This window comes from Pseudomonas agarici (assembly GCF_900109755.1).
Lineage (GTDB): Bacteria > Pseudomonadota > Gammaproteobacteria > Pseudomonadales > Pseudomonadaceae > Aquipseudomonas > Aquipseudomonas agarici.
Genome location: NZ_FOAR01000024.1, coordinates 1 through 20,846, shown reverse-complemented (window position 1 = coordinate 20,846; position 20,846 = coordinate 1). Strand labels below are relative to the sequence as shown.

Genomic DNA, 20,846 nt, shown 5'->3' with positions numbered 1-20,846 from the left:
CCTCCAGACGGTGTAAAACACCGTCTGACCACCTGTTCCACCGGAGCCCTGAATGACCCTCGAACGCGATGCCGCCGCCAATACCGCCAAGGTTCTTTCCGAAGCGTTGCCTTACATTCGCCGATACGTCGGCAAGACGCTGGTAATCAAGTACGGCGGCAACGCTATGGAAAGCGAAGAGCTGAAGACCGGCTTTGCCCGCGATATCGTGTTGATGAAGGCCGTGGGTATCAACCCTGTGGTGGTGCATGGTGGCGGCCCGCAAATCGGCGACCTGCTCAAGCGCCTGTCCATCGAGAGCCACTTCGTCGACGGCATGCGCGTCACCGACGCACAGACCATGGACGTGGTGGAGATGGTCCTCGGTGGCCTGGTGAACAAGAGCATCGTCAACCTGATCAACCGCCATGGCGGCAGCGCCATCGGTCTGACCGGCAAGGACGCGGAACTGATTCGTGCGAAAAAGCTCACCGTGACCCGCCAGACCCCGGAAATGACCGCACCGGAAATCATCGATTACGGACAGGTCGGCGAAGTGGTCGGTATCAACACCGATCTGCTGAACCTGCTGGTCAAGGGCGATTTCATTCCGGTGATCGCGCCGATTGGCGTGGGCGCTAATGGCGAGTCCTACAATATCAACGCCGACCTGGTCGCGGGCAAGATTGCCGAAGCACTGAAGGCCGAAAAGCTGATGCTGCTGACCAATATTGCGGGCCTGATGGACAAGCAAGGCAACGTTCTGACCGGCCTGAGCACTGACCAGGTCAACGGCCTGATCGCCGACGGCACCATCTACGGCGGCATGCTGCCAAAGATCCAGTGCGCGCTGGAGGCGGTCCAGGGCGGCGTTGGCAGCTCGCTGATCATCGACGGCCGGGTGCCGAATGCCGTCCTGCTGGAGATCTTCACCGATACCGGCATGGGCACCCTGATCAGCAATCGCAAGCGCCACTAGCAATAAAAAGCCCTGCTCCGGGAAACCGGGTAGGGCTTTTTTGCCAATCAGCGCAACAACTGCTCGACCCGCGCCCGGTCCGCCGCGAAATCCCGCTGGGACTGGACCCGCGCCGCCTGATACTTATCAATATCGGCTTTCATTCGGGCCTGCTCATCGCGCAAACCGGCGAGCAGGGCCAGCAGCTGTGGAGAAACCTCCTTGCCAGCGCGCTCCTGCTCCGCTGCCTGACCATGCAAACTGGCCTGGCGGGCCAGCGACGCCTGGAGATTGGTCTGCGCATTGGCAATCAATCCATCCAGCTCGACCAGCTTGCGCGCCAGCGCCTTGTCGACCTCATCGACGCTGGAGTAACGCCGCAGCAACCGGGCATTGGCATCGGCCTGGACTTTCTCGACCTGCTGCCGCTGGATCTGTTCGACGCTGAGCGCCGGGGCCACGGTTTGGATCACCCGGCCACGTGGGTTGAGCACCTGATAACCCTGGCCGATGTACTCCGGCGGTACGCCCTGACGGCTCAATACCGTCACGCCCTTGTCATCGACATAACGGTACAGCAGCACATCGTCCGCCTGCACGGCGACAGAAGCCCCAAGAACCAGGGCCAGCCACGGGTATCCGAGCCTCAAGAAGGGTCAGACCCCGTATTGTGCGCGATAAGCCTCGACCGCCGGCAGATGCTGCTTGAGCTGCTGGTCGTCGGCGAGGAATTCAAGGACCTGGTTCAGCGACACAATACTGACTACCGCAATCCCGAAGTCACGCTCCACTTCCTGGATCGCCGACAACTCACCGTTGCCGCGCTCCTGGCGGTTCAGCGCAATCAACACGCCCGCAGCCTGGGCACCGTCCTGGGAGGCGATGATCTGCATCACTTCACGAATCGCGGTGCCGGCAGTGATCACGTCGTCGACGATCAGCACATTGCCCGCCAAGGGCGCGCCAACCAGGCTGCCGCCCTCACCATGGGCCTTGGCCTCCTTGCGGTTGAAGCACCATGGCAGATCGAGCCGGTGATGCTCGGCCAACGCCACGGCGGTCGCGGCCGCCAGGGGAATGCCCTTGTAGGCCGGACCGAACAGGACGTCGAAAGCCATACCGCTGTCGATGATCGCCGCGGCATAGAAACGCCCCAACTGAGCCAGGGCGGAGCCCGAGTTGAACAGGCCGGCATTGAAGAAGTAAGGACTGGTGCGTCCGGACTTCAGAGTGAACTCACCGAAGCGCAAAACCCCGCGATCGATGGCAAAACGAATGAAATCGCGCTGATACGCCTGCATGAAGAAAGTCCCAAGTACCACGGATTTAGCTAATTAGGTAGACCTCGGGTATCATACACGCACGTGATTTTTGGGGCCATTTATGCGGATCATTAGTGTGAACGTCAATGGTATTCAGGCCGCAGTCGAGCGAGGTTTGCTCAGTTGGCTGCAAGCCCAGAATGCCGACGTTATCTGCCTGCAGGACACCCGCGCCTCCGCCTTTGAACTGGACGACCCAGCCTTCCAACTGGATGGCTACTTCCTTTATGCCTGCGATGCCGAAGTCCCCGCCCAAGGTGGCGTGGCTCTGTATTCGCGGTTGCAACCGAAGGCTGTCATCAGCGGTCTCGGTTTCGAGACGGCAGACCGCTATGGGCGCTTCCTGCAAGCCGATTTCGACAAGGTCAGCATTGCGACCTTGCTGCTTCCATCAGGGCGCAACGGCGATGAAGACTTGAACCAGAAGTTCAAGCTTATGGACGATTTCGCCCGCTACCTGGATAAACAGCGGCGCAAGCGACGCGAGTACATCTACTGTGGCTCACTCTACGTGGCGCAGCAGAAGCTCGACATCAAGAACTGGCGCGACAGCCAGCAATCTCCGGGTTTCCTGGCGCCTGAACGGGCCTGGATGGACGAGATTGTCGGCAACATGGGCTATGTCGATGCCCTGCGCGAAGTCAGCCGCGAAGGCGACCAGTACAGTTGGTGGCCGGATAACGAGCAGGCCGAGATGCTCAATCTCGGCTGGCGCTTCGATTATCAGATCCTAACGCCGGGCTTGCGCCGCTTCGTGCGCAGCGCACGCCTGCCGCGCCAGCCGCGCTTCTCGCAGCACGCGCCGCTGATCGTCGACTACGACTGGATGCTGACTATCTGAGCAGTTATCCACAGCCACAAAAAAGCCGACATCGCGTCGGCTTTTTTGTGGCTGGCGGGAAAATCCGAATAATCAGTCAGCCAGCGCAGCGTTCTGCAATTCGAAGATCTCGTTCATGCCTTTTTGTGCCAGTGCCAGCATCGCATTCAGCTCTTCCGGCTGGAACGGCGCGCCCTCGGCAGTGCCCTGAACTTCAATGAAACCGCCAGTGCTGGTCATCACCACATTAAGGTCGGTCTCGGCGGCGGAGTCCTCCAGGTAGTCCAGGTCGAGCACCGGCTCACCCTGGTACATGCCCACCGAGACGGCGGCGATCATCTGCTTGAGCGGACTACCGCCCTTGAGGCCACCACGCTTCTTGATCACCGCCAGGGCATCGACCAGCGCCACCATGGAACCGGTGATGGAGGCGGTGCGGGTACCGCCATCGGCCTGGATAACATCGCAATCGACATACAGGGTCACGTCGCCCAGCTTGGACATATCCAGCGAAGCGCGCAACGATCGACCGATCAAGCGCTGGATTTCCAGGGTCCGGCCGCCCTGCTTGCCACGGCTCGCTTCGCGCTGGTTACGCTCGCCGGTGGCCCGCGGCAACATGCCGTACTCGGCGGTCAGCCAGCCCTGACCTTGCCCCTTGAGGAAGCGTGGCACCCCATTCTCGATGCTGACCGTACAAATCACTTTAGTGTCACCGAACTCGACCAGTACAGATCCCTCGGCGTGTTTGGTGTAGTTGCGGGTGATGCGGATCGAGCGGAGCTGATCGGCGGCACGACCACTTGGACGTTTCATCTGGGAATACCTGCACAGGGACGGAAATCTACCCGGCATTATAGAGGTCATAGCCTGTGCTGGGCACTGCTTAAAAGTTACCGTCGCGCCAAACCCATGAAACGCTCCCACAAGTTTTGGGGCATTCACCGCACTGCGCTACAATCCCGTGCCTTTGCTGCCGCTCGGCGTTCATTTATTTATCAGGTCAAGCCCGGCAACGCCGGCAGGCCCGAACAGCGAGGTACTTCCATGGTCCACAGCATGACCGCCTTCGCCCGCGTCGAAAGCGCCGCAATCCAAGGCACCCTGAGCTGGGAGTTGCGCTCGGTGAACAGCCGTTACCTGGAGCCGCACCTGCGCCTGCCGGAAGCGTTTCGCGACCTCGAAGGCGCAGTGCGCGAAGCCCTGCGCCAGGGACTGTCACGGGGCAAGCTGGAATGCACTCTGCGCTTCAGCGAGGAAACCACCGGCAAGCCACTGCAGGTCGACCGCGAACGCGCTACGCAACTGATTGCCGCCGCCGAGACCGTCGCCGGCCTGATCAAGCAGCCGGCCGCGCTGAATCCGCTGGAAGTGCTGGCCTGGCCTGGCGTGCTGGTGGCCGATGCCAGCGACCCGCAAGCCCTCAACAAGGAAGCGCTGGCCTTGTTCAATAAAGGCCTCAAGGAGCTGAAGAATGGCCGCGAGCGCGAAGGTGCGGAGCTGGCCCGTTTGATCAACGAACGCCTGACCTCTATCGAGGAAGATGTCCTGATCCTGCGCGAGCTGGTGCCACAAATGCTTGCCACCCAACGCCAGAAAATCCTCGACCGCTTCACCGACATGCAGGCCGAGCTGGACCCGCTACGCCTGGAACAGGAAATGGTCTTGCTGGCACAGAAAAGCGATGTGGCCGAAGAACTCGACCGCCTGAGCACCCACATTATCGAAGTACGCCGGGTGCTCAAATCCGCCGGGGCCGCTGGCCGGCGCCTGGACTTCCTGATGCAAGAGCTCAACCGCGAAGCCAATACCCTAGGCTCCAAGGCCTTCGACCCGCGCAGCACCACCGCAGCGGTCAACCTCAAGGTGTTGATCGAGCAGATGCGCGAACAAGTACAGAATATCGAGTAAGGCTACCCCGACATGACCCATAGCACTGGCACCCTCTATATCATTTCCGCACCGTCGGGCGCGGGCAAGACCAGCCTGGTCAAGGCGCTGATCGATGCTCAACCGCAGATCCGCGTCTCGGTCTCGCATACCACCCGCGCCATGCGTCCGGGCGAAGTCGACGGAGTGAACTACCACTTCGTCGACCGCACGGAGTTCGTGCGGATGATCGAGCAGGGCGACTTCCTTGAGCAGGCGCAAGTCTTCGGCAATCTCTATGGCACCTCGCAGAGTCACCTGCAGCAGAGCCTCGACGAAGGCCACGACCTGATCCTCGAAATCGACTGGCAGGGCGCCGAACAGGTACGCCGGCAAATGCCCCAGGCCAAATCGATCTTTATTCTGCCGCCGACCCAGCACGCCCTGCGCCAGCGCCTGACCAACCGAGGCCAGGACAGCGACGAGATCATCGAAGGCCGGATGCGCGAAGCGGTCAGTGAAATGAGTCACTACGTCGAATACGATTTCCTGATCATCAACGACGATTTTGCCCATGCGCTGGACGACCTCAAGGCGATTTTCCGCGCCAACCAGTTGCAACAGCAATCCCAGCAGCAGCGTTTCAGCGTCCTGCTGAGTGAATTGCTGGCGTAACCAAGGCTTCCCAAAGCCGCTACGGGGGCCTTACATTGCTACTTATCAGTAGCACGCTTAGGCGTCTGCAAAAAAACAGCGCTTCCCTAATCGCTGGTGATTTTTTAAACTGTTCAGTCCGCTCGCCCATCCGGGCAGCGCGCCTACCGCATTTGCTACGAGGAACACCATGGCCCGCGTAACCGTTGAAGACTGCCTAGAACACGTGGATAACCGTTTTGAGCTGGTCATGCTCTCCACCAAGCGTGCTCGTCAACTGGCGACCGGTGGCAAAGAGCCGAAAGTCGCCTGGGAAAACGACAAGCCTACCGTTGTGGCCCTGCGTGAAATTGCCGAAGGCCTGGTGAGCTACGAAATGATCGCCAACGAGGAGATCGTCGAAGACGAACCTCTGTTCGCGGCGTTCGAGGACGAGTCCAACGAGGCCGTCTAAACCTATGCCGGGTCGAGACAGCACGGCGCAAGGTACAAGGCTTCGGCCGAGGGAAACCTCATGCCGAGCATAGACGCCCTCGCCGATCGCTTATCGACCTACCTCGGCGCCGACCAGGTCAATCTGGTCCGCCGGGCGTATTTCTACGCCGAACAAGCCCACGATGGCCAACGTCGTCGCAGTGGCGAAGCCTACGTCACGCACCCGCTGGCGGTGGCCAATATCCTTGCCGACATGCGCATGGACCATCAGAGCCTGATGGCCGCGATGCTGCATGACGTGATCGAAGACACCGGAATCGCCAAGGAAGCGCTGCAGGCGCAGTTCGGCGAGACCGTGGCCGAACTGGTCGACGGGGTCAGCAAGCTGACCCAGATGAACTTCGAGACCAAGGCCGAGGCCCAGGCGGAAAACTTTCAGAAGATGGCCATGGCCATGGCCCGCGATATCCGCGTCATCCTGGTCAAGCTCGCCGACCGCCTGCACAACATGCGGACCCTGGAGGTGCTGTCCGGCGAGAAGCGTCGACGCATTGCCAAGGAAACCCTGGAAATCTACGCACCCATCGCCAACCGGCTGGGCATGCATGCGATCCGCGTCGAGTTCGAAGATCTTGGCTTCAAGGCCATGCACCCGATGCGTTCGGCGCGGATTTACCAGGCAGTCAAGCGCGCCCGGGGCAATCGCAAGGAAATCGTCAACAAGATCGAGCAATCCCTCAGCCACTGCCTGGCCATCGATGGCATCCAGGGCGAGGTCAGCGGCCGACAGAAGCACCTCTACGGCATCTATACCAAGATGCGCGGCAAACGCCGGGCCTTCAACGAGATCATGGACGTCTACGCGTTCCGGATCATCGTCGACAAGGTCGATACCTGCTATCGCGTGCTCGGCGCTGTACATAATTTGTACAAGCCCCTGCCCGGTCGCTTCAAAGACTACATCGCGATTCCCAAGGCCAACGGCTACCAGTCGCTGCATACGACACTGTTCGGCATGCACGGCGTGCCGATCGAGATCCAGATCCGTACCCGCGAAATGGAAGAGATGGCCAACAACGGCATCGCCGCCCACTGGCTGTACAAGTCCAGCGGCGACGAGCAGCCCAAGGGCACCCATGCCCGCGCCCGCCAGTGGGTCAAGGGCGTGCTGGAGATGCAGCAGCGCGCTGGCAACTCCCTGGAATTCATCGAGAGCGTGAAGATCGATCTGTTCCCCGACGAGGTCTACGTCTTCACGCCCAAAGGCCGGATCATGGAGTTGCCGAAAGGCTCCACGGCGGTCGACTTCGCCTATGCGGTACACACCGATGTCGGCAATAGCTGCATTGCTTGTCGGATCAATCGTCGTCTCGCGCCACTGTCCGAGCCGTTGCAAAGCGGTTCCACCGTCGAAATCGTCAGCGCCCCTGGCGCCCGACCGAACCCGGCATGGCTCAACTTTGTGGTCACCGGCAAGGCTCGCACACATATCCGTCATGCCTTGAAGCTACAGCGCCGCTCCGAATCCATCAGCCTTGGCGAACGCCTGCTGAACAAAGTCCTCAACGGTTTCGACAGTGCCCTGGACAAAATCCCGGCCGAACGTATCCAACTGATGCTCAACGAGTACCGCCTGGAGCTGATCGAGGACCTGTTGGAAGATATCGGCCTGGGCAACCGCATGGCCTACGTGGTCGCCCGCCGCCTGCTCGGCGAAGGCGAACAACTGCCCAGCCCTGAAGGTCCGCTGGCGATTCGCGGCACCGAAGGCCTGGTACTCAGCTATGCCAAGTGCTGCACGCCGATCCCCGGCGACCCGATTGTCGGCCATCTGTCCGCAGGCAAGGGCATGGTCGTACACCTGGACAACTGCCGTAATATCAGCGAAATCCGCCACAATCCGGAAAAATGCATCCAGCTCTCCTGGGCCAAGGATGTCACCGGCGAATTCAACGTCGAGCTGCGTGTGGAGTTGGAACACCAGCGCGGCCTGATCGCCCTGTTGGCCAGCAGTGTCAACGCGGCCGATGGCAATATCGAGAAAATCAGCATGGACGAACGCGATGGTCGCATTAGTGTGGTCCAACTGGTGGTCAGCGTGCACGACCGCGTACACCTGGCCCGCGTGATCAAGAAATTGCGCGCCCTGACCGGGGTGATCCGCATTACCCGCATGCGCGCGTAACCGCCCAGCCCAAACATTACAAGGAGTCAAGCATGACCAAAAGCGTTATCAGCAGCGACAAGGCCCCGGCCGCCATTGGTACCTACTCCCAGGCGATCAAGGCCGGCAACACCGTATACATGTCCGGGCAGATTCCCCTGGACCCGAAAACCATGGAACTGGTCGAAGGCTTCGAAGCTCAGACCGTCCAGGTCTTCGAGAACCTCAAGGCAGTGGCCGAAGCAGCCGGCGGCTCGTTCAAGGACATCGTCAAGCTGAACATCTTCCTGACCGACCTGAGCCATTTCGCCAAGGTCAACGAGATCATGGGCACGTACTTCGAACAACCGTACCCGGCTCGCGCCGCCATCGGTGTCGCAGCCCTGCCCCGTGGCTCGCAGGTCGAAATGGACGCGATCCTGGTCATCGAATAACCACTGCGGTCACGTTCCCGCGGAACAACCCCGCACGGCCTGGTGCAGCCTTCCACACTGCGCCAGCCTCGTCTGCAAGGATTCCACCATGCACAAAGTGCTTGCCTTCTCGGCGCTTGCCCTCCTGCTCGGCGGTTGTGCCAGCGACCCCGCCAAATATGACATCAGCGGCACCTGGATCAACCAAAAGGCCATCGACGCGGCCGTAAAAAAGGGCAGCTTGCGTGAAGCCCTGGAAACCTACGGGCCGAACCTGGAATGGAATGTCGACACCCGCAACGGCCAGGCTAAATACAGCAACGGCTTCGAACGCCCTGAAGGGCATGTGCGAGAAGACGGCAAGCAGAAGTGGCATGTTGATTTCTATGGCAGCACCGGCACCTCACTGATCCGGGACGGCAAAGAGCTGATTCAGGGCGCCAGCGATTCCGAGCCCGAACAACCGTTTGTCCGCGCCCAGGCAGAGCTGCCGGTCGGTGCCCCGGTCGGCGCCAGCTTCGAACAAGCCCTCTATTCGAGCTATATGGGTGGCGACTGGAAAATCGTCAGCGGCCCAGGTGAAGGTGCTCGGGTGAAATTCTTTGCGGACGGACGCCTCGAAGGCTTGCCGGGCAACGACCGCTATGCGCTGTGCCTGGCGGGCGACTGTGCGTCCATGAGCAGCGGTAACGACAGTATCTGGCTGCAACAGGGTGACCAGGGCAGTGCCTGGATCTTTGTGCGCAAGGGCAAGCAACTGGAAATTTTCCAGGCGTTGAACTCGGCTCAAGCCGATGAACAACCACAGCTTTACCCCGGCAATCGCCAGTGGCTGCTGGAGAAGTAGGGCAAGCCCTCATCTGCGCAGCCCCCTTGCAGTGAGCGGGCTCCATGAACGCCTCTCAACGCCCGCCAAGAATCGCCGCATACCCCTCACGATAGCTTGCGTACCCAGGCACCCAACCCAGCGCCCGCGCCCGGGCATTGCTGCAACGTTTGCTGCCAGTGCGACGAACACTGGACTCGGTGTCCCACCCGGTCACCCCCAGGTACTCGCGTAACCAGCCCACCACCTCGGCCAGGGGCGCTGGCGTGTCATCGACGCCGATATAACAATCCTCCAACGCCTTGCCCGCCCGATCCGCCTCCAGCAGGAACGCCAGCAACCCGGCAGCGTCATCGACATGAATGCGGTTGCTATATAACGGCGGCTCGACAGCCACCTGATATCCGCGACGCACCTGCGTCAACAACCACTCGCGGCCTGGCCCGTAGATCCCCGTCAGACGCACCCGACTCGCCGGAAAATCGCTGTCGAGCGCCAGTTGCTCGGCCTCGAGCATCAAGCGCCCGGAATAACCCTCGGCCTCGGTTGGCGAAGTTTCATCGACCCATTCGCCCTGGCGTTGCACATACACACTGCTGCTGGAGACGAACAGCAAGCGCCTGGGCTGCTGCTGCGACTGCTTGAGCCAGTTCAGGACATGTCGCAAGCCTTCGACATAAGCAGCCCGATAACCGGCTTCATCGTGATCGGTGGCCGCCGCGCAATACACCAGGTAATCCAGTGGACCGCTCGGCCAGTCCGCCGGACGCTGCTCGGCGAACAGGTCGCCCGCCACCCCCAGAACACCTTCCGGTAGGCGCAAAATCGAGCGGCGCAGGCCATACACCTGCCAACCCCGGACCAGCAATTGAGTTGCCAGACGACCACCGACATCACCACAACCGGCGATCAGAACAGAAGGAGCAGACATCGGAAATCTCCACAAAAGAGCCAAGGACTAGCGTCGAGAATGGACGAACCGCTAGCAATGAAAGAAAAAACAGACACTATCACTTCTGTTAACAAGAATTACTTGCAATAATGCCCGACCATTTGTTCTCGGCCCAACGAGGCCTGGAAGGACAAGATCCATTTTAATTCGCTCAGGTCCGGCCAGCATGATACGCAATCAATCCACCGCCTCGCCAAACCAGCTCCACACCCCTTCACGCGCCTGGCGTTCGATTGCTGCGTTGCTGTTCAGCCTGCTGCTGGCCCCGACCGCCGTATTCGCCGACGAGCCGACCCACCACAGCGCGCCTGCGGCCATCGCACCGGCTACGACCGAACAGGCCACCCCTAGCGTCGCTGCCGACTCGGTCCAGGCTGAAAGCGCCACGCCGACCGACATCGACGTGCTGCCAGCCGAGGACACCAGCCTGGGCCTGGGCCATGACCTGTCGCCGTGGGGTATGTACAAGAATGCCGATATCATCGTGAAGATAGTCATGATCGGCCTGGCCATCGCCTCGATCATCACCTGGACCATCTGGATCGCCAAAGGCTTCGAGTTGCTGGGCGCCAAACGTCGTCTGCGTGGTGAAATCGCCAACCTGAAGACCGCCACCACCCTCAAGGAAGCCAGCGCCAGCGCAGCCAAGGCGGGCACCCTGGCCAACCTGCTGGTACACGACGCGCTCGAAGAAATGCGCCTGTCGGCCAACAGCCGCGAGAAAGAAGGGATCAAGGAACGCGTCAGCTTCCGCCTGGAACGCCTGGTCGCCGCCTGTGGTCGCAACATGAGCAGCGGCACTGGCGTGCTCGCCACCATCGGTTCTACCGCGCCGTTCGTTGGCCTGTTCGGTACCGTATGGGGCATCATGAACAGCTTCATCGGCATCGCCAAGACCCAGACCACCAACCTCGCCGTGGTTGCCCCCGGCATCGCCGAAGCCCTGCTGGCCACTGCCCTGGGCCTGGTCGCCGCGATCCCGGCGGTGGTGATCTACAACGTCTTCGCCCGCTCCATCGCCGGCTACAAGGCCCAGGTGTCCGACGCTTCGGCTGAAGTCCTGCTGCTGGTCAGCCGCGATCTCGATCACCTGCTGCCGGAACGCACCAGCCAACCGCACATGGTCAAAGTAGGGTAATCGGCCATGGGTCTGCATTTGAAAGAAGGCGCGGACGACGATCTGGCCGAGAACCATGAAATCAACGTCACGCCGTTTATCGACGTAATGTTGGTGCTGCTGATCATCTTCATGGTCGCGGCCCCTCTGGCCACCGTGGACATCAAGGTCGACCTGCCTGCTTCCACGGCCAAGCCGGTTCCACGTCCGGAGAAGCCGCTGTTCCTCAGCGTCAAGACCGATCAACGCCTGTTCCTCGGTGAAGACGAGGTCAAGGCCGAGTCCCTGGGGGCAGCCCTGGACGCCAAGACCCACGGCAAAAAAGACACCACCATCTTCTTCCAGGCCGACAAGGGCGTGGACTACGGCGACCTGATGCGCGTCATGGATTCCCTGCGCACAGCCGGTTACCTGAAGGTCGGCCTGGTCGGACTCGAGACGGCAACCAAGAAATGATCACGACGCGCCATAAGCTGACGCGTTACGGCGCCAGCCTGGCCCTGGTGCTGGGCATTCACGCGGCGGCGATTCTCGCCACCTTGAACTGGTCGGTGTCCAAACCGATCGAACTGCCGCCGCAGGCCATGATGGTCGAGCTGGCCCCTCTTGCGCCAGCTCCGCCGCCTCCGGCACCGCCCAAGGTGGTGACGCCACCGCAGCCACCGGCCCCCGTGGAAGAACCGCCGTTGCCCAAGCTCGCCGAAGCACCGAAGCCGACGATCACGGTACCAAAGCCAGTCAAACCCAAGCCCAAACCGCAGCCACCGAAACCGGAAGTGAAGAAGGAACCGGAAAAGGAAAAGCCCAAGGAAGAGAAGCCTGCCGAAGAGCCGCCGACCAACCGCCCTCCGGAAAAATCCGCCGCACCGGCACCGGGGCCTTCGCCACAGCAGCTCGCCGCCAAGGCAAGCTGGGAGGGCACTTTGCTGGCACACCTGAGCAAATACAAGAAGTACCCGCCGGCTGCTCAATCGCGTGGCAAGGAAGGCCTGAACCGTCTGCGCTTCGTCGTCGATGCCGAAGGCAAGGTCCTCTCTTACGAGTTGGTGGGCCGCTCGGGCAATGCCGACCTGGACCGTGCTACTCTGGAAATGATCCGCCGTGCCGAGCCGCTGCCCAAGCCACCGGCAGACATGCTCACCAACGGCAGCATTGAGATTGTCGCGCCCTTCGTCTACTCCATCGACAAACGTGGCCGCTAGAGGAGCGACGCCGAACCGTCGCGAGAAAACCCTCGATGGCCGCTGAAAACGTCGCCAGCCAGCCCACTCCCGCAGGTGCGGTATTCCCCGGAGCTTGCGGTCCACTCCCACAAATCGGTCGTTTAATTAAATTAACGACAATCGTCACTTATCCTGCGTCTGATAACGTGCGTCTATCGATTGCAGCCGTTATGCTTGGCCTGCAACCTTATGGACGCTTGCTATGACTCTGACAGAATTACGCTACATCGTTACCCTTGCCCAAGAGCAGCATTTCGGTCACGCGGCCGAACGCTGCCATGTCAGCCAGCCGACGCTATCGGTGGGCGTGAAAAAGCTGGAAGACGAACTCGGTGTGCTGATTTTCGAGCGCAGCAAGAGCGCCGTGCGCCTGACGCCAGTCGGCGAAGGCATTGTTGCCCAGGCACAAAAGGTCCTGGAACAGGCCCAGGGCATCCGTGAACTGGCCCAGGCCGGGAAAAACCAACTGGTCGCGCCGCTGAAAGTCGGTGCGATCTATACGGTCGGTCCCTACCTGTTCCCACACCTGATTCCGCAACTGCATCGGGTCGCCCCGCAGATGCCCTTGTATATCGAGGAAAACTTCACCCATATCCTGCGCGACAAGCTGCGCAACGGCGAACTGGACGCGGTGATCATCGCCCTGCCGTTCAGCGAAGCCGATGTGCTGACCTTGCCGCTGTATGACGAGCCATTCTACGTGCTGATGCCAGCCTCGCACCCCTGGACCCAGAAGGAAACTATCGACAGCGCCCTGCTCAACGACAAGAGCCTGCTGCTGCTGGGCGAAGGCCACTGCTTCCGCGACCAGGTCCTCGAAGCGTGTCCGACCCTGGTCAAGGGCAGCGAAGCGGCCAAGCACACCACAGTTGAATCCAGCTCCCTGGAAACCATCCGCCACATGGTCGCCTCCGGGCTCGGTGTTTCCGTGCTGCCATTCTCGGCGGTGGACAGCCATCACTACGCGCCCGGCGTCATCGAGGTGCGGCCACTCGCGCCGCCCGTGCCGTTCCGCACCGTGGTCATCGCCTGGCGTGCCAGCTTCCCACGCCCCAAGGCGATTGAAATCCTCGCCGACTCGATCCGCCTGTGCTCGGTGGCCAAGCCGCCCGTCGCGAGCTGAATGCCGTGACTGAGCTGTCGCAAGTGTCGGTCACGGCACTCAAGGGGGTCGGCGCAGCCATGGCCGAGAAACTGGCCAAGGTCGGTCTGGAGAACATCCAGGACGTACTGTTTCACTTGCCCCTGCGTTACCAGGACCGCACCCGTATCGTGCCCATCGGCGCTCTGCGACCCGGCCAGGACGCGGTGATCGAGGGCATGGTCAGCGGCGCCGACGTGGTCATGGGCAAGCGTCGCAGCCTGCTGGTGCGTCTGAACGATGGCACCGGTAGCCTGAGCCTGCGCTTCTACCACTTCAGCAATGCGCAGAAAGAAGGTTTCAAGCGCGGCACTCAGGTGCGCTGCTACGGAGAGGCCCGCCCCGGCGCCTCGGGCTTGGAGATCTATCACCCGGAATACCGCGCCTTGACCGGCGACGAACCACCGCCGGTGGACCAGACCCTCACTCCGATCTATCCGCTGACCGAAGGCTTGACCCAGCAGCGCCTGCGCCTGCTGAGCCAGCAAAGCCTGGCGATGCTCGGTCCACGCAGCCTGCCGGACTGGCTGCCCCAGGAGCTGGCACGCGACTACCAATTGGCGCCGTTGGACGATGCTATTCGCTACCTGCACCAGCCGCCGGCCGATGCCGACGTCGAGGAACTCGCCCTCGGTCATCACTGGGCCCAGCATCGCCTGGCCTTCGAGGAACTGCTCACTCACCAACTGTCTCAGCAACGCCTGCGCGAAAGCCTGCGGGCCTTGCGCGCGCCGGCCTTGCCCAAGGCCCGCCAATTGCCGGAGCGGTTTCTCGCCAACCTGGGATTCCCGCCCACCGGTGCCCAGCAACGGGTCGCCAACGAAGTCGCCTACGACCTCAGCCAACCCGAGCCGATGCTACGACTGATCCAGGGCGATGTCGGCGCCGGCAAGACCGTGGTCGCCGCCCTGGCCGCCTTGCAGGCCCTGGAGGCCGGCTACCAGGTGGCGCTGATGGCGCCGACTGAGATCCTCGCCGAGCAGCACTTCATCAACTTTCAGCGCTGGCTGACCCCACTGGGTATCGAAACCGCGTGGCTGGCCGGCAAACTCAAGGGCAAGGCCCGCGCCGCCGCCCTGGAACAAATCGCCGGCGGCACACCGATGGTGGTCGGCACCCATGCACTGTTCCAGGACGAAGTGCGGTTCCACAACCTGGCCTTGGTGATCATCGACGAACAGCACCGCTTCGGTGTTCAGCAACGCCTGGCCCTGCGCCAGAAAGGCGTGGGCGCACGCATGTGCCCGCATCAGTTGATCATGACCGCCACCCCGATCCCCCGCACGTTGGCGATGAGCGCCTACGCCGATCTCGACACCTCGATCCTCGACGAGTTGCCGCCCGGACGCACACCGGTGAACACCGTGCTGGTGGCCGACAGCCGACGCTTCGAAGTGGTCGAGCGGGTACGCGCCGCCTGTGCCGAAGGGCGCCAGGCCTACTGGGTCTGCACGCTGATCGAAGAATCCGAAGAGCTGACCTGTCAGGCCGCCGAAACCACCTTCGAAGAATTGACCGCCGCCCTCGGCGAACTGCGCGTCGGGCTGATCCACGGACGCATGAAACCAGCGGAAAAAGCCGCAGTGATGGCCGAGTTCAAGGCCGGTAACCTGCAACTGCTGGTGGCCACCACCGTGATCGAAGTGGGTGTCGATGTGCCCAACGCCAGCTTGATGATCATCGAAAACCCCGAGCGCCTGGGCCTGGCGCAACTGCATCAGTTACGCGGTCGGGTTGGCCGGGGCAGCGCCGTCAGTCATTGCGTGCTGCTCTACCATCCACCGCTGTCGCAGATCGGACGCCAGCGCCTGGGCATCATGCGTGAAACCAACGACGGCTTTATCATTGCCGAAAGAGACCTGGAGCTACGCGGCCCCGGCGAGATGCTCGGCACCCGCCAGACCGGCCTGCTGCAATTCAAGGTGGCCGACCTGATGCGCGACGCCGATCTGCTCCCTGCCGTGCGTGACGCGGCCCAAGCTTTGCTCGCCCGCTGGCCACAACATGTCAGTCCGCTGTTGGAGCGCTGGCTGCGCCATGGGCAACAATACGGCCAAGTGTGATAGACCTCACAATTCAGGGCCCGGTCACCAGGATAAGCTGGTTATACTGGTAAAATTGTAGGAAACCGGATACAGACCATGACAGAAGTTGCCCTCATCGATGCAACCCCGCACACCCCGTCTGTGGTCCGACTGCTGCTCGACAAGTTAGCCATCAACTACCGTGAAGTCACAGACTTGCCTGGCCTACCGGTGGCTCGCAAGGTACAAGCGGTGCTGCTCGACGACGCAATCGGCGCGCTTATGGTCCTGTTCCCACAGAGCCAACTGCTCGACCTCAACCGCCTGACCGAACTCACCGGTCGGCGCCTGACAGCCATGCCAACCGAGCGCCTGCAGCACCTGCTCGGCAAACACAATCTGCACCGGCTACCGGGCCTGCCGGCGCTGATCAACTCGCCTTGCCTGTACGAAGAACAACTGCTGCGTGAACCCAGTGTGCTGATCAGCTCCGGTGAGCTCGGCCTGCTGCTGGAAATCTCCAGCGACGACTTCAAGAGCCTGCTCACCAAGGCCAGCGCCGCCAGCTTCGGCGAAGCGCTGAGCAGCATCCGCCTGAACCTCGACCGCCCGGACGATGACCGCGAGGAAATCACTCAAGCGGTCCAAGCCTTTACCGCCCGGCGTATCCAGCAACGCCTGGAAGCGATCATCGAGATCCCGCCCCTGGCGGAAACCGCGCAGAAGATCATCAAGCTGCGGGTCGATCCCGATGCGACAATCGACGACATCACCGGAGTGGTCGAGACCGATCCGGCACTGGCCGCACAGGTGGTGAGCTGGGCGGCCTCACCGTACTACGCCTCGCCGGGCAAGATTCGCTCGGTGGAAGATGCCATTGTGCGGGTGCTGGGTTTCGACCTGGTGATCAACCTGGCCCTCGGCCTGGCCCTGGGCAAGACCCTGAGCCTGCCCAAGGACCACCCACAGCACAGCACACCGTACTGGCAGCAATCGATCTACACCGCCGCGGTGATCGAAGGCCTGACCCGCGCCATGCCTCGCACACAGCGTCCAGAAGCCGGCCTGACCTATCTGGCGGGCCTGCTGCACAACTTCGGCTACCTGTTGCTGGCCCACGTATTCCCGCCGCACTTCTCGCTGATCTGCCGCCACCTGGAGGTCAATCCGCACCTGTGCCACAGCTATGTCGAGCAGCACCTGTTGGGCATCAGCCGCGAGCAGATCGGTTCCTGGCTGATGCGCTACTGGGACATGCCCGAAGAACTGTCCACCGCACTGCGCTTCCAGCACGACCCGAGCTACGACGGCGACTATGCCGCGTACCCCAACCTGGTGTGCCTGGCGGTACGCCTACTGCGCAGCCACAGCATCGGTTCCGGGCAAGAAGAAGAGATTCCCGATGCCCTGCTCGCCCGCCTCGGCCTGAGCCGCGACAAGGCCGAGGACGTGGTGAATAAGGTGTTGGAAGCAGAGGTGTTGCTGCGCGAACTGGCCTCGCAGTTCAGCCAGCCCTGACACCGTGCCAGCCCGGCAGTAAGACCTCAGGCCGTCTTTTTCTTCGGTTTGAGGTACCGGGTCAGGCCCTGGAACCAGATTACCAGCGCCGGGTTGCCCTTGATCTGGATCGACTGGTCCTGAATCCCTGTCATGAACGCCAGTTGCTTGTTCTTTGCCTGCATCGTGGCGAAGCCGTAGGCGGCATCCTTGAACGCAATGGCAAACGCCGGTTCTGGATAAGTCCCGGACTTGCTGGTAATGCGCTGGTCCTTGACCGTGAAGTGACGCGCCACTTTGCCGTCCAGGGTCTGTAACTGGAAGACCAACGCCTTGTCGGCCAGTTGCTCTTGGAACGCTGGATTATTGCGGCTGGCCCGGGCCATCAGTAGACCCATTGCCCAGAGAAGAAAGCGGAATTTCATGCGCGGTGCCTCGGCGAAAAAATTGAATAGCCGGCGCAGTGTAGCGATTTGTTCAGGGAACGCCACCGATCGGCTTCGTTACAAGAAGATCGGTGGGCTTTTGCTGCTTATCTCAGCATGTTAGTGACCCAACGGTCACTCAGACGTTCGGGCAAGGTACGGGTTTAGTCACGGCATTGACGTGTTTTGTGCCCTCGCTGGTTGGCGGCGCAATCACCGGTGCGGTGAATGATCGCTGATACGCAAGCGTCTCCTCAATCGTGGTCTATCCTTGAACCGTTACAAAACCTACACGGCATGGGAGATTGCGAATGGATGCACGAGAAAGAGCACTGATGCGGGCCAACGTGGCTCTTGGGTTGCTGATCAGCACACTGAAAAAGCATGACGTTGACGCCCCGCTGCCCTTGGACGATCCTCATCTCAGGGAACTGATCACCCATCTGCGGGAAAATCTTCTGGAAGCCCAGACCAATCCTGCGGTATCCAAGGCCATGGTCCCACCGAACGAGGTTTTCGCCCAAAGCACACGACTTCTTAATGCCGGCAGTCTCAGCACGCTGCTCAGCGACTTGAACAAGGTCGACATGCTACTCAGGGAAGCCGGCAAGCATCATTGACCGACACCTCATAGGTCTACCCCGCACTCAAGTATCGTCTAGAACACGATCCGGCCCACCCAGCTTGTCCCACCCCATCAACACCGAGCGCACCAACGATGCTGTCCGGGCGGCTCCAGGCCCGCTCGCCCAGCGGGTATCGGTCAGCGCGCTGGTCACCATCGCGGCCACGCTGAGATCCTCGACTATCTCAACGTCGAGGCGGGCAATACGTCCATGACGGTTATCCTCGTCCCGAAATGCTGTTAGGTGATCTGTCAGTCAAGCAATGCAGGGTCCGCATTCAGCACGAAGTCCCGGTGCCTGATCAGATTGAAGCTGGATAATTATCGTTCAAGACCTCTCAATCAGACATAACCAATCACACATCGAAATCATCCTGTTGCCGGACAGCAGGCCGCCATCCTGGACGCTCGGGCATGGGCGTTTCGCTACGTTCTTTCAGGGTATTGGCCCGCAAATTGGCACCGATAACCGGACCGAAATCTTCGGCTGTAGTGAGTTTTGGGATGGGCTTGCCGGGTTGTCCAGCCTCCTGGATCTCCTTGGGCCAGCGTGGAGCCCAGCACAGAAGCAGCGAGATCCAATGACACAACGCATGCAGCACAATAAGGGGCGACAATAAGGTGCCAGTAATTAAGGCGGTGATCTTTCCGCCATTACGCCAGAAGCCCGACATAAAACGCAGGGTGGCCCGCACCGGCTCAATCGGAGTAGGCCGAAGTGTGAGTAACCGCTTGGGTTTGGGCACCGCTTGCGGTCCTTCTTCCATGTAGCGGCGGATAAACTCCCAGAAACCGACCAGTTCTTGATTACCGTGCATGGGGCGTCCCAGCATCAGGGTTTCGTCGTAGCCCGCGCCCGTGTGTTCCGACATGAATGCCAATAGGAGAAAACCGCCCATGCCCATAAAATCGGGATCTTCCGGATTGATGGCCGGAACTACGGCTTCCCAGGGCAAGATGACGATGCCTCCCGCATATTTGGGTCGATTGACGTAAACCTGTCGTGTTTTACGATTAAATCGGGCAATTAGATGGCGCTGGGTAAACAACTCCACACGAAACCAGCGCCAAGTGTACTTCCAGAGATAGTAATTACTGCCCCCCATAACAAGTAAAAAAAACAGCCCAAAAAATAGATTCCCCAAATCCCATCGATCATGATAAGCATTACCCATTACGTACAGCTCAAACGGAAACAAAACCGAGCCGTACAACATATATAAATTCAAGCCAAGTGCCATTGAAAAAAAACAAAACGTTATCAATCCACGCTTTTCTTCCTGGAACGCTGCGCGCACATCTAAATAGTCATCATTAAACGCATAAAGTGATTGTGCATCTGTGGGATTTTGGCTCGCAAACTCATAGTACTCCCAAACTTTATCAACACCATTCACTTCCAGACTGGATTTGGGGCTTGAGCTATCGTCATTACCTTCTGCTTTTGCAACCTCTTCGGCCCAAAACTCCCGTTGCGCAGGGCTTTCCATTCTTCCAGACCATATGATTCGCTCAAAAAGAAACATTAGTTAGCCACCACCTTATTAAAAGCGGCCTCCAACTCAACCAGCTCATCGACATGTTTTTTAAACCCCTTAGTTTTTTTGTTTTTACGAAAAACTGATTTCTCGCACCACGACTCAATTGCCTTAGGCTCTAATAACCAAATTACTCCGCTTATTGCCAATCCCGCCCATGCCAGCCGAACCAATCCTGCACGCATCATTTTTAAAATTTGCTCTGCCGCCAAACGTTTAGCTAACAACTCTAGAAGCTTCAGAGCACTCAAAAGCAGAGTATTGCTCGTTCGAGACATTAACAGCCTCAAATATGGCCCACTTCCCGACATAACAATACCTAGAGTGAGTGAGATAACAGCAAAGGAAGACACAGAACGAATAAAGTAAGCCCCAGATAAAAATCTCCGATCTTTTTCAAATTGGCCTATTCCGCCTTGTACATCTAACGAACCACCAATCACCCCACCAATAGCCCCCAAAAACCCACCATACAACTTCAACCCACCGCCCCAGTTCGCCGCTATCCTTCCCGTCGCCGTCGCCGCCCCATACTTCTTGCTGGTCCATTCCGCTCCGGTATGCATCAACTCCAGCGCAACCGCCGTGGTCGCCAACGCCGCCGCCGCGAACTCAGCCTTCTGCTTATGCCCCTCGGACATCGCCTGCGCTTTGCTGTACAACTGAAAGGCTTCATACAGACCGACGATCACACCAATGCGCAACGCGTAAAAATTACCGACCTTGCCCGCTTCCAATTCAGCTTGAACCGACGCCCTTACCCGCACCTGCAACTCCAGCCGCACCCGCTCAATGCTTTTCGGCGTCTTGGCCTCGGCCAATTCCTCCAGGCGCAATTGCGGCGCGAAGTGGCCCAGACGCCAA

General features: G+C 60.2%; 22 protein-coding genes. 15 read left to right on the top strand and 7 right to left on the bottom strand.

The window, feature by feature from the left end; translation table 11 throughout:
• Window positions 1-52 precede the first annotated feature (52 nt).
• Window positions 53-958 carry an acetylglutamate kinase gene (gene argB / locus BMX68_RS19455; protein ID WP_017130330.1) on the top strand — a complete coding sequence of 302 codons (906 nt, stop codon included), beginning with the start codon at window positions 53-55 and terminating at the stop codon, window positions 956-958.
• Window positions 959-1,005: 47 nt separating this feature from the next.
• Here the strand turns inward: argB and BMX68_RS19450 are convergent, their stop codons facing one another.
• Window positions 1,006-1,587, bottom strand: coding sequence for a DUF4124 domain-containing protein (locus BMX68_RS19450; RefSeq protein ID WP_026013002.1), 582 nt, complete (start codon window positions 1,585-1,587; stop codon window positions 1,006-1,008).
• 6 nt (window positions 1,588-1,593) lie between these two features.
• Window positions 1,594-2,238 (bottom strand): orotate phosphoribosyltransferase, encoded by a 645-nt coding sequence (gene pyrE, locus BMX68_RS19445; RefSeq protein WP_017130332.1) that lies wholly within the window; start codon window positions 2,236-2,238, stop codon window positions 1,594-1,596.
• An 82-nt stretch (window positions 2,239-2,320) separates the two neighbouring features.
• Between pyrE and crc the strand changes: the two genes are divergently transcribed.
• Entirely contained in the window at window positions 2,321-3,100 is a 780-nt protein-coding gene (crc, locus tag BMX68_RS19440; RefSeq protein WP_060782080.1) for a catabolite repression control protein Crc, read from the top strand.
• A 72-nt stretch (window positions 3,101-3,172) separates the two neighbouring features.
• Here the strand turns inward: crc and rph are convergent, their stop codons facing one another.
• Window positions 3,173-3,895, bottom strand: a complete 723-nt coding sequence (gene rph, locus BMX68_RS19435) for a ribonuclease PH (RefSeq protein WP_017130334.1) — start codon at window positions 3,893-3,895, stop codon at window positions 3,173-3,175.
• A 231-nt stretch (window positions 3,896-4,126) separates the two neighbouring features.
• Between rph and BMX68_RS19430 the strand changes: the two genes are divergently transcribed.
• The 6 genes from BMX68_RS19430 to BMX68_RS19405 all read left to right on the top strand — a co-directional run bounded on the left by BMX68_RS19430 (window position 4,127) and on the right by BMX68_RS19405 (window position 9,461).
• Entirely contained in the window at window positions 4,127-4,990 is an 864-nt protein-coding gene (locus BMX68_RS19430) for a YicC/YloC family endoribonuclease (RefSeq protein WP_026013004.1), read from the top strand.
• A gap of 12 nt (window positions 4,991-5,002) precedes the next feature.
• Window positions 5,003-5,623, top strand: a complete 621-nt coding sequence (gene gmk, locus BMX68_RS19425) for a guanylate kinase (RefSeq protein WP_017130336.1) — start codon at window positions 5,003-5,005, stop codon at window positions 5,621-5,623.
• Window positions 5,624-5,792: 169 nt separating this feature from the next.
• Window positions 5,793-6,056 (top strand): DNA-directed RNA polymerase subunit omega, encoded by a 264-nt coding sequence (rpoZ, locus tag BMX68_RS19420; RefSeq protein ID WP_010447888.1) that lies wholly within the window; start codon window positions 5,793-5,795, stop codon window positions 6,054-6,056.
• A gap of 60 nt (window positions 6,057-6,116) precedes the next feature.
• Window positions 6,117-8,222: a bifunctional GTP diphosphokinase/guanosine-3',5'-bis pyrophosphate 3'-pyrophosphohydrolase gene (gene spoT / locus BMX68_RS19415; protein WP_017130337.1), complete on the top strand. Its 2,106-nt coding sequence runs from the start codon at window positions 6,117-6,119 to the stop codon at window positions 8,220-8,222.
• A 32-nt stretch (window positions 8,223-8,254) separates the two neighbouring features.
• Window positions 8,255-8,635, top strand: a complete 381-nt coding sequence (gene ridA, locus BMX68_RS19410; protein WP_017130338.1) for a RidA family protein — start codon at window positions 8,255-8,257, stop codon at window positions 8,633-8,635.
• Window positions 8,636-8,723: 88 nt separating this feature from the next.
• Window positions 8,724-9,461: a hypothetical protein gene (locus tag BMX68_RS19405; RefSeq protein ID WP_017130339.1), complete on the top strand. Its 738-nt coding sequence runs from the start codon at window positions 8,724-8,726 to the stop codon at window positions 9,459-9,461.
• A 55-nt stretch (window positions 9,462-9,516) separates the two neighbouring features.
• On the opposite strand, the gene BMX68_RS19400 is transcribed toward BMX68_RS19405, so the two are convergent.
• Window positions 9,517-10,371, bottom strand: coding sequence for an NAD-dependent epimerase/dehydratase family protein (locus tag BMX68_RS19400; RefSeq protein WP_017130340.1), 855 nt, complete (start codon window positions 10,369-10,371; stop codon window positions 9,517-9,519).
• A gap of 187 nt (window positions 10,372-10,558) precedes the next feature.
• On the opposite strand from BMX68_RS19400, the gene exbB reads away from it, so the two are divergent.
• The 6 genes from exbB to BMX68_RS19370 all read left to right on the top strand — a co-directional run bounded on the left by exbB (window position 10,559) and on the right by BMX68_RS19370 (window position 17,415).
• Window positions 10,559-11,530 (top strand): tonB-system energizer ExbB, encoded by a 972-nt coding sequence (gene exbB, locus BMX68_RS19395; RefSeq protein ID WP_017130341.1) that lies wholly within the window; start codon window positions 10,559-10,561, stop codon window positions 11,528-11,530.
• 6 nt (window positions 11,531-11,536) lie between these two features.
• Window positions 11,537-11,965 (top strand): TonB system transport protein ExbD, encoded by a 429-nt coding sequence (gene exbD, locus BMX68_RS19390; protein ID WP_017130342.1) that lies wholly within the window; start codon window positions 11,537-11,539, stop codon window positions 11,963-11,965.
• Entirely contained in the window at window positions 11,962-12,711 is a 750-nt protein-coding gene (locus BMX68_RS19385) for a TonB family protein (protein ID WP_017130343.1), read from the top strand. Before exbD ends, BMX68_RS19385 begins: the two co-directional genes overlap by 4 nt.
• 223 nt (window positions 12,712-12,934) lie before the next feature.
• A complete protein-coding gene (locus BMX68_RS19380; RefSeq protein WP_074862518.1) occupies window positions 12,935-13,855 on the top strand; it encodes a hydrogen peroxide-inducible genes activator in 921 nt (306 codons plus the stop codon).
• Window positions 13,856-13,860: 5 nt separating this feature from the next.
• The gene (gene recG, locus BMX68_RS19375; protein ID WP_026013005.1) at window positions 13,861-15,936 is read left to right on the top strand and encodes an ATP-dependent DNA helicase RecG; all 2,076 of its coding nucleotides are present in this window, start codon (window positions 13,861-13,863) and stop codon (window positions 15,934-15,936) included.
• A 78-nt stretch (window positions 15,937-16,014) separates the two neighbouring features.
• Complete coding sequence (locus BMX68_RS19370) at window positions 16,015-17,415, top strand: aminoacyl-tRNA deacylase and HDOD domain-containing protein (protein WP_017130346.1); 1,401 nt, start codon at window positions 16,015-16,017, stop codon at window positions 17,413-17,415.
• Between the two features lie 26 nt (window positions 17,416-17,441).
• Here the strand turns inward: BMX68_RS19370 and BMX68_RS19365 are convergent, their stop codons facing one another.
• Entirely contained in the window at window positions 17,442-17,819 is a 378-nt protein-coding gene (locus BMX68_RS19365) for a hypothetical protein (protein WP_026013006.1), read from the bottom strand.
• A gap of 311 nt (window positions 17,820-18,130) precedes the next feature.
• Between BMX68_RS19365 and BMX68_RS19360 the strand changes: the two genes are divergently transcribed.
• The gene (locus tag BMX68_RS19360; RefSeq protein ID WP_248672768.1) at window positions 18,131-18,439 is read left to right on the top strand and encodes a hypothetical protein; all 309 of its coding nucleotides are present in this window, start codon (window positions 18,131-18,133) and stop codon (window positions 18,437-18,439) included.
• 361 nt (window positions 18,440-18,800) lie between these two features.
• Here the strand turns inward: BMX68_RS19360 and BMX68_RS19355 are convergent, their stop codons facing one another.
• Window positions 18,801-19,934, bottom strand: coding sequence for a DUF6708 domain-containing protein (locus BMX68_RS19355; protein WP_143063330.1), 1,134 nt, complete (start codon window positions 19,932-19,934; stop codon window positions 18,801-18,803).
• Window positions 19,935-19,969: 35 nt separating this feature from the next.
• The coding region (locus tag BMX68_RS25990; RefSeq protein ID WP_177178869.1) for a hypothetical protein at window positions 19,970-20,846 on the bottom strand (877 nt) is incomplete at its 5' end.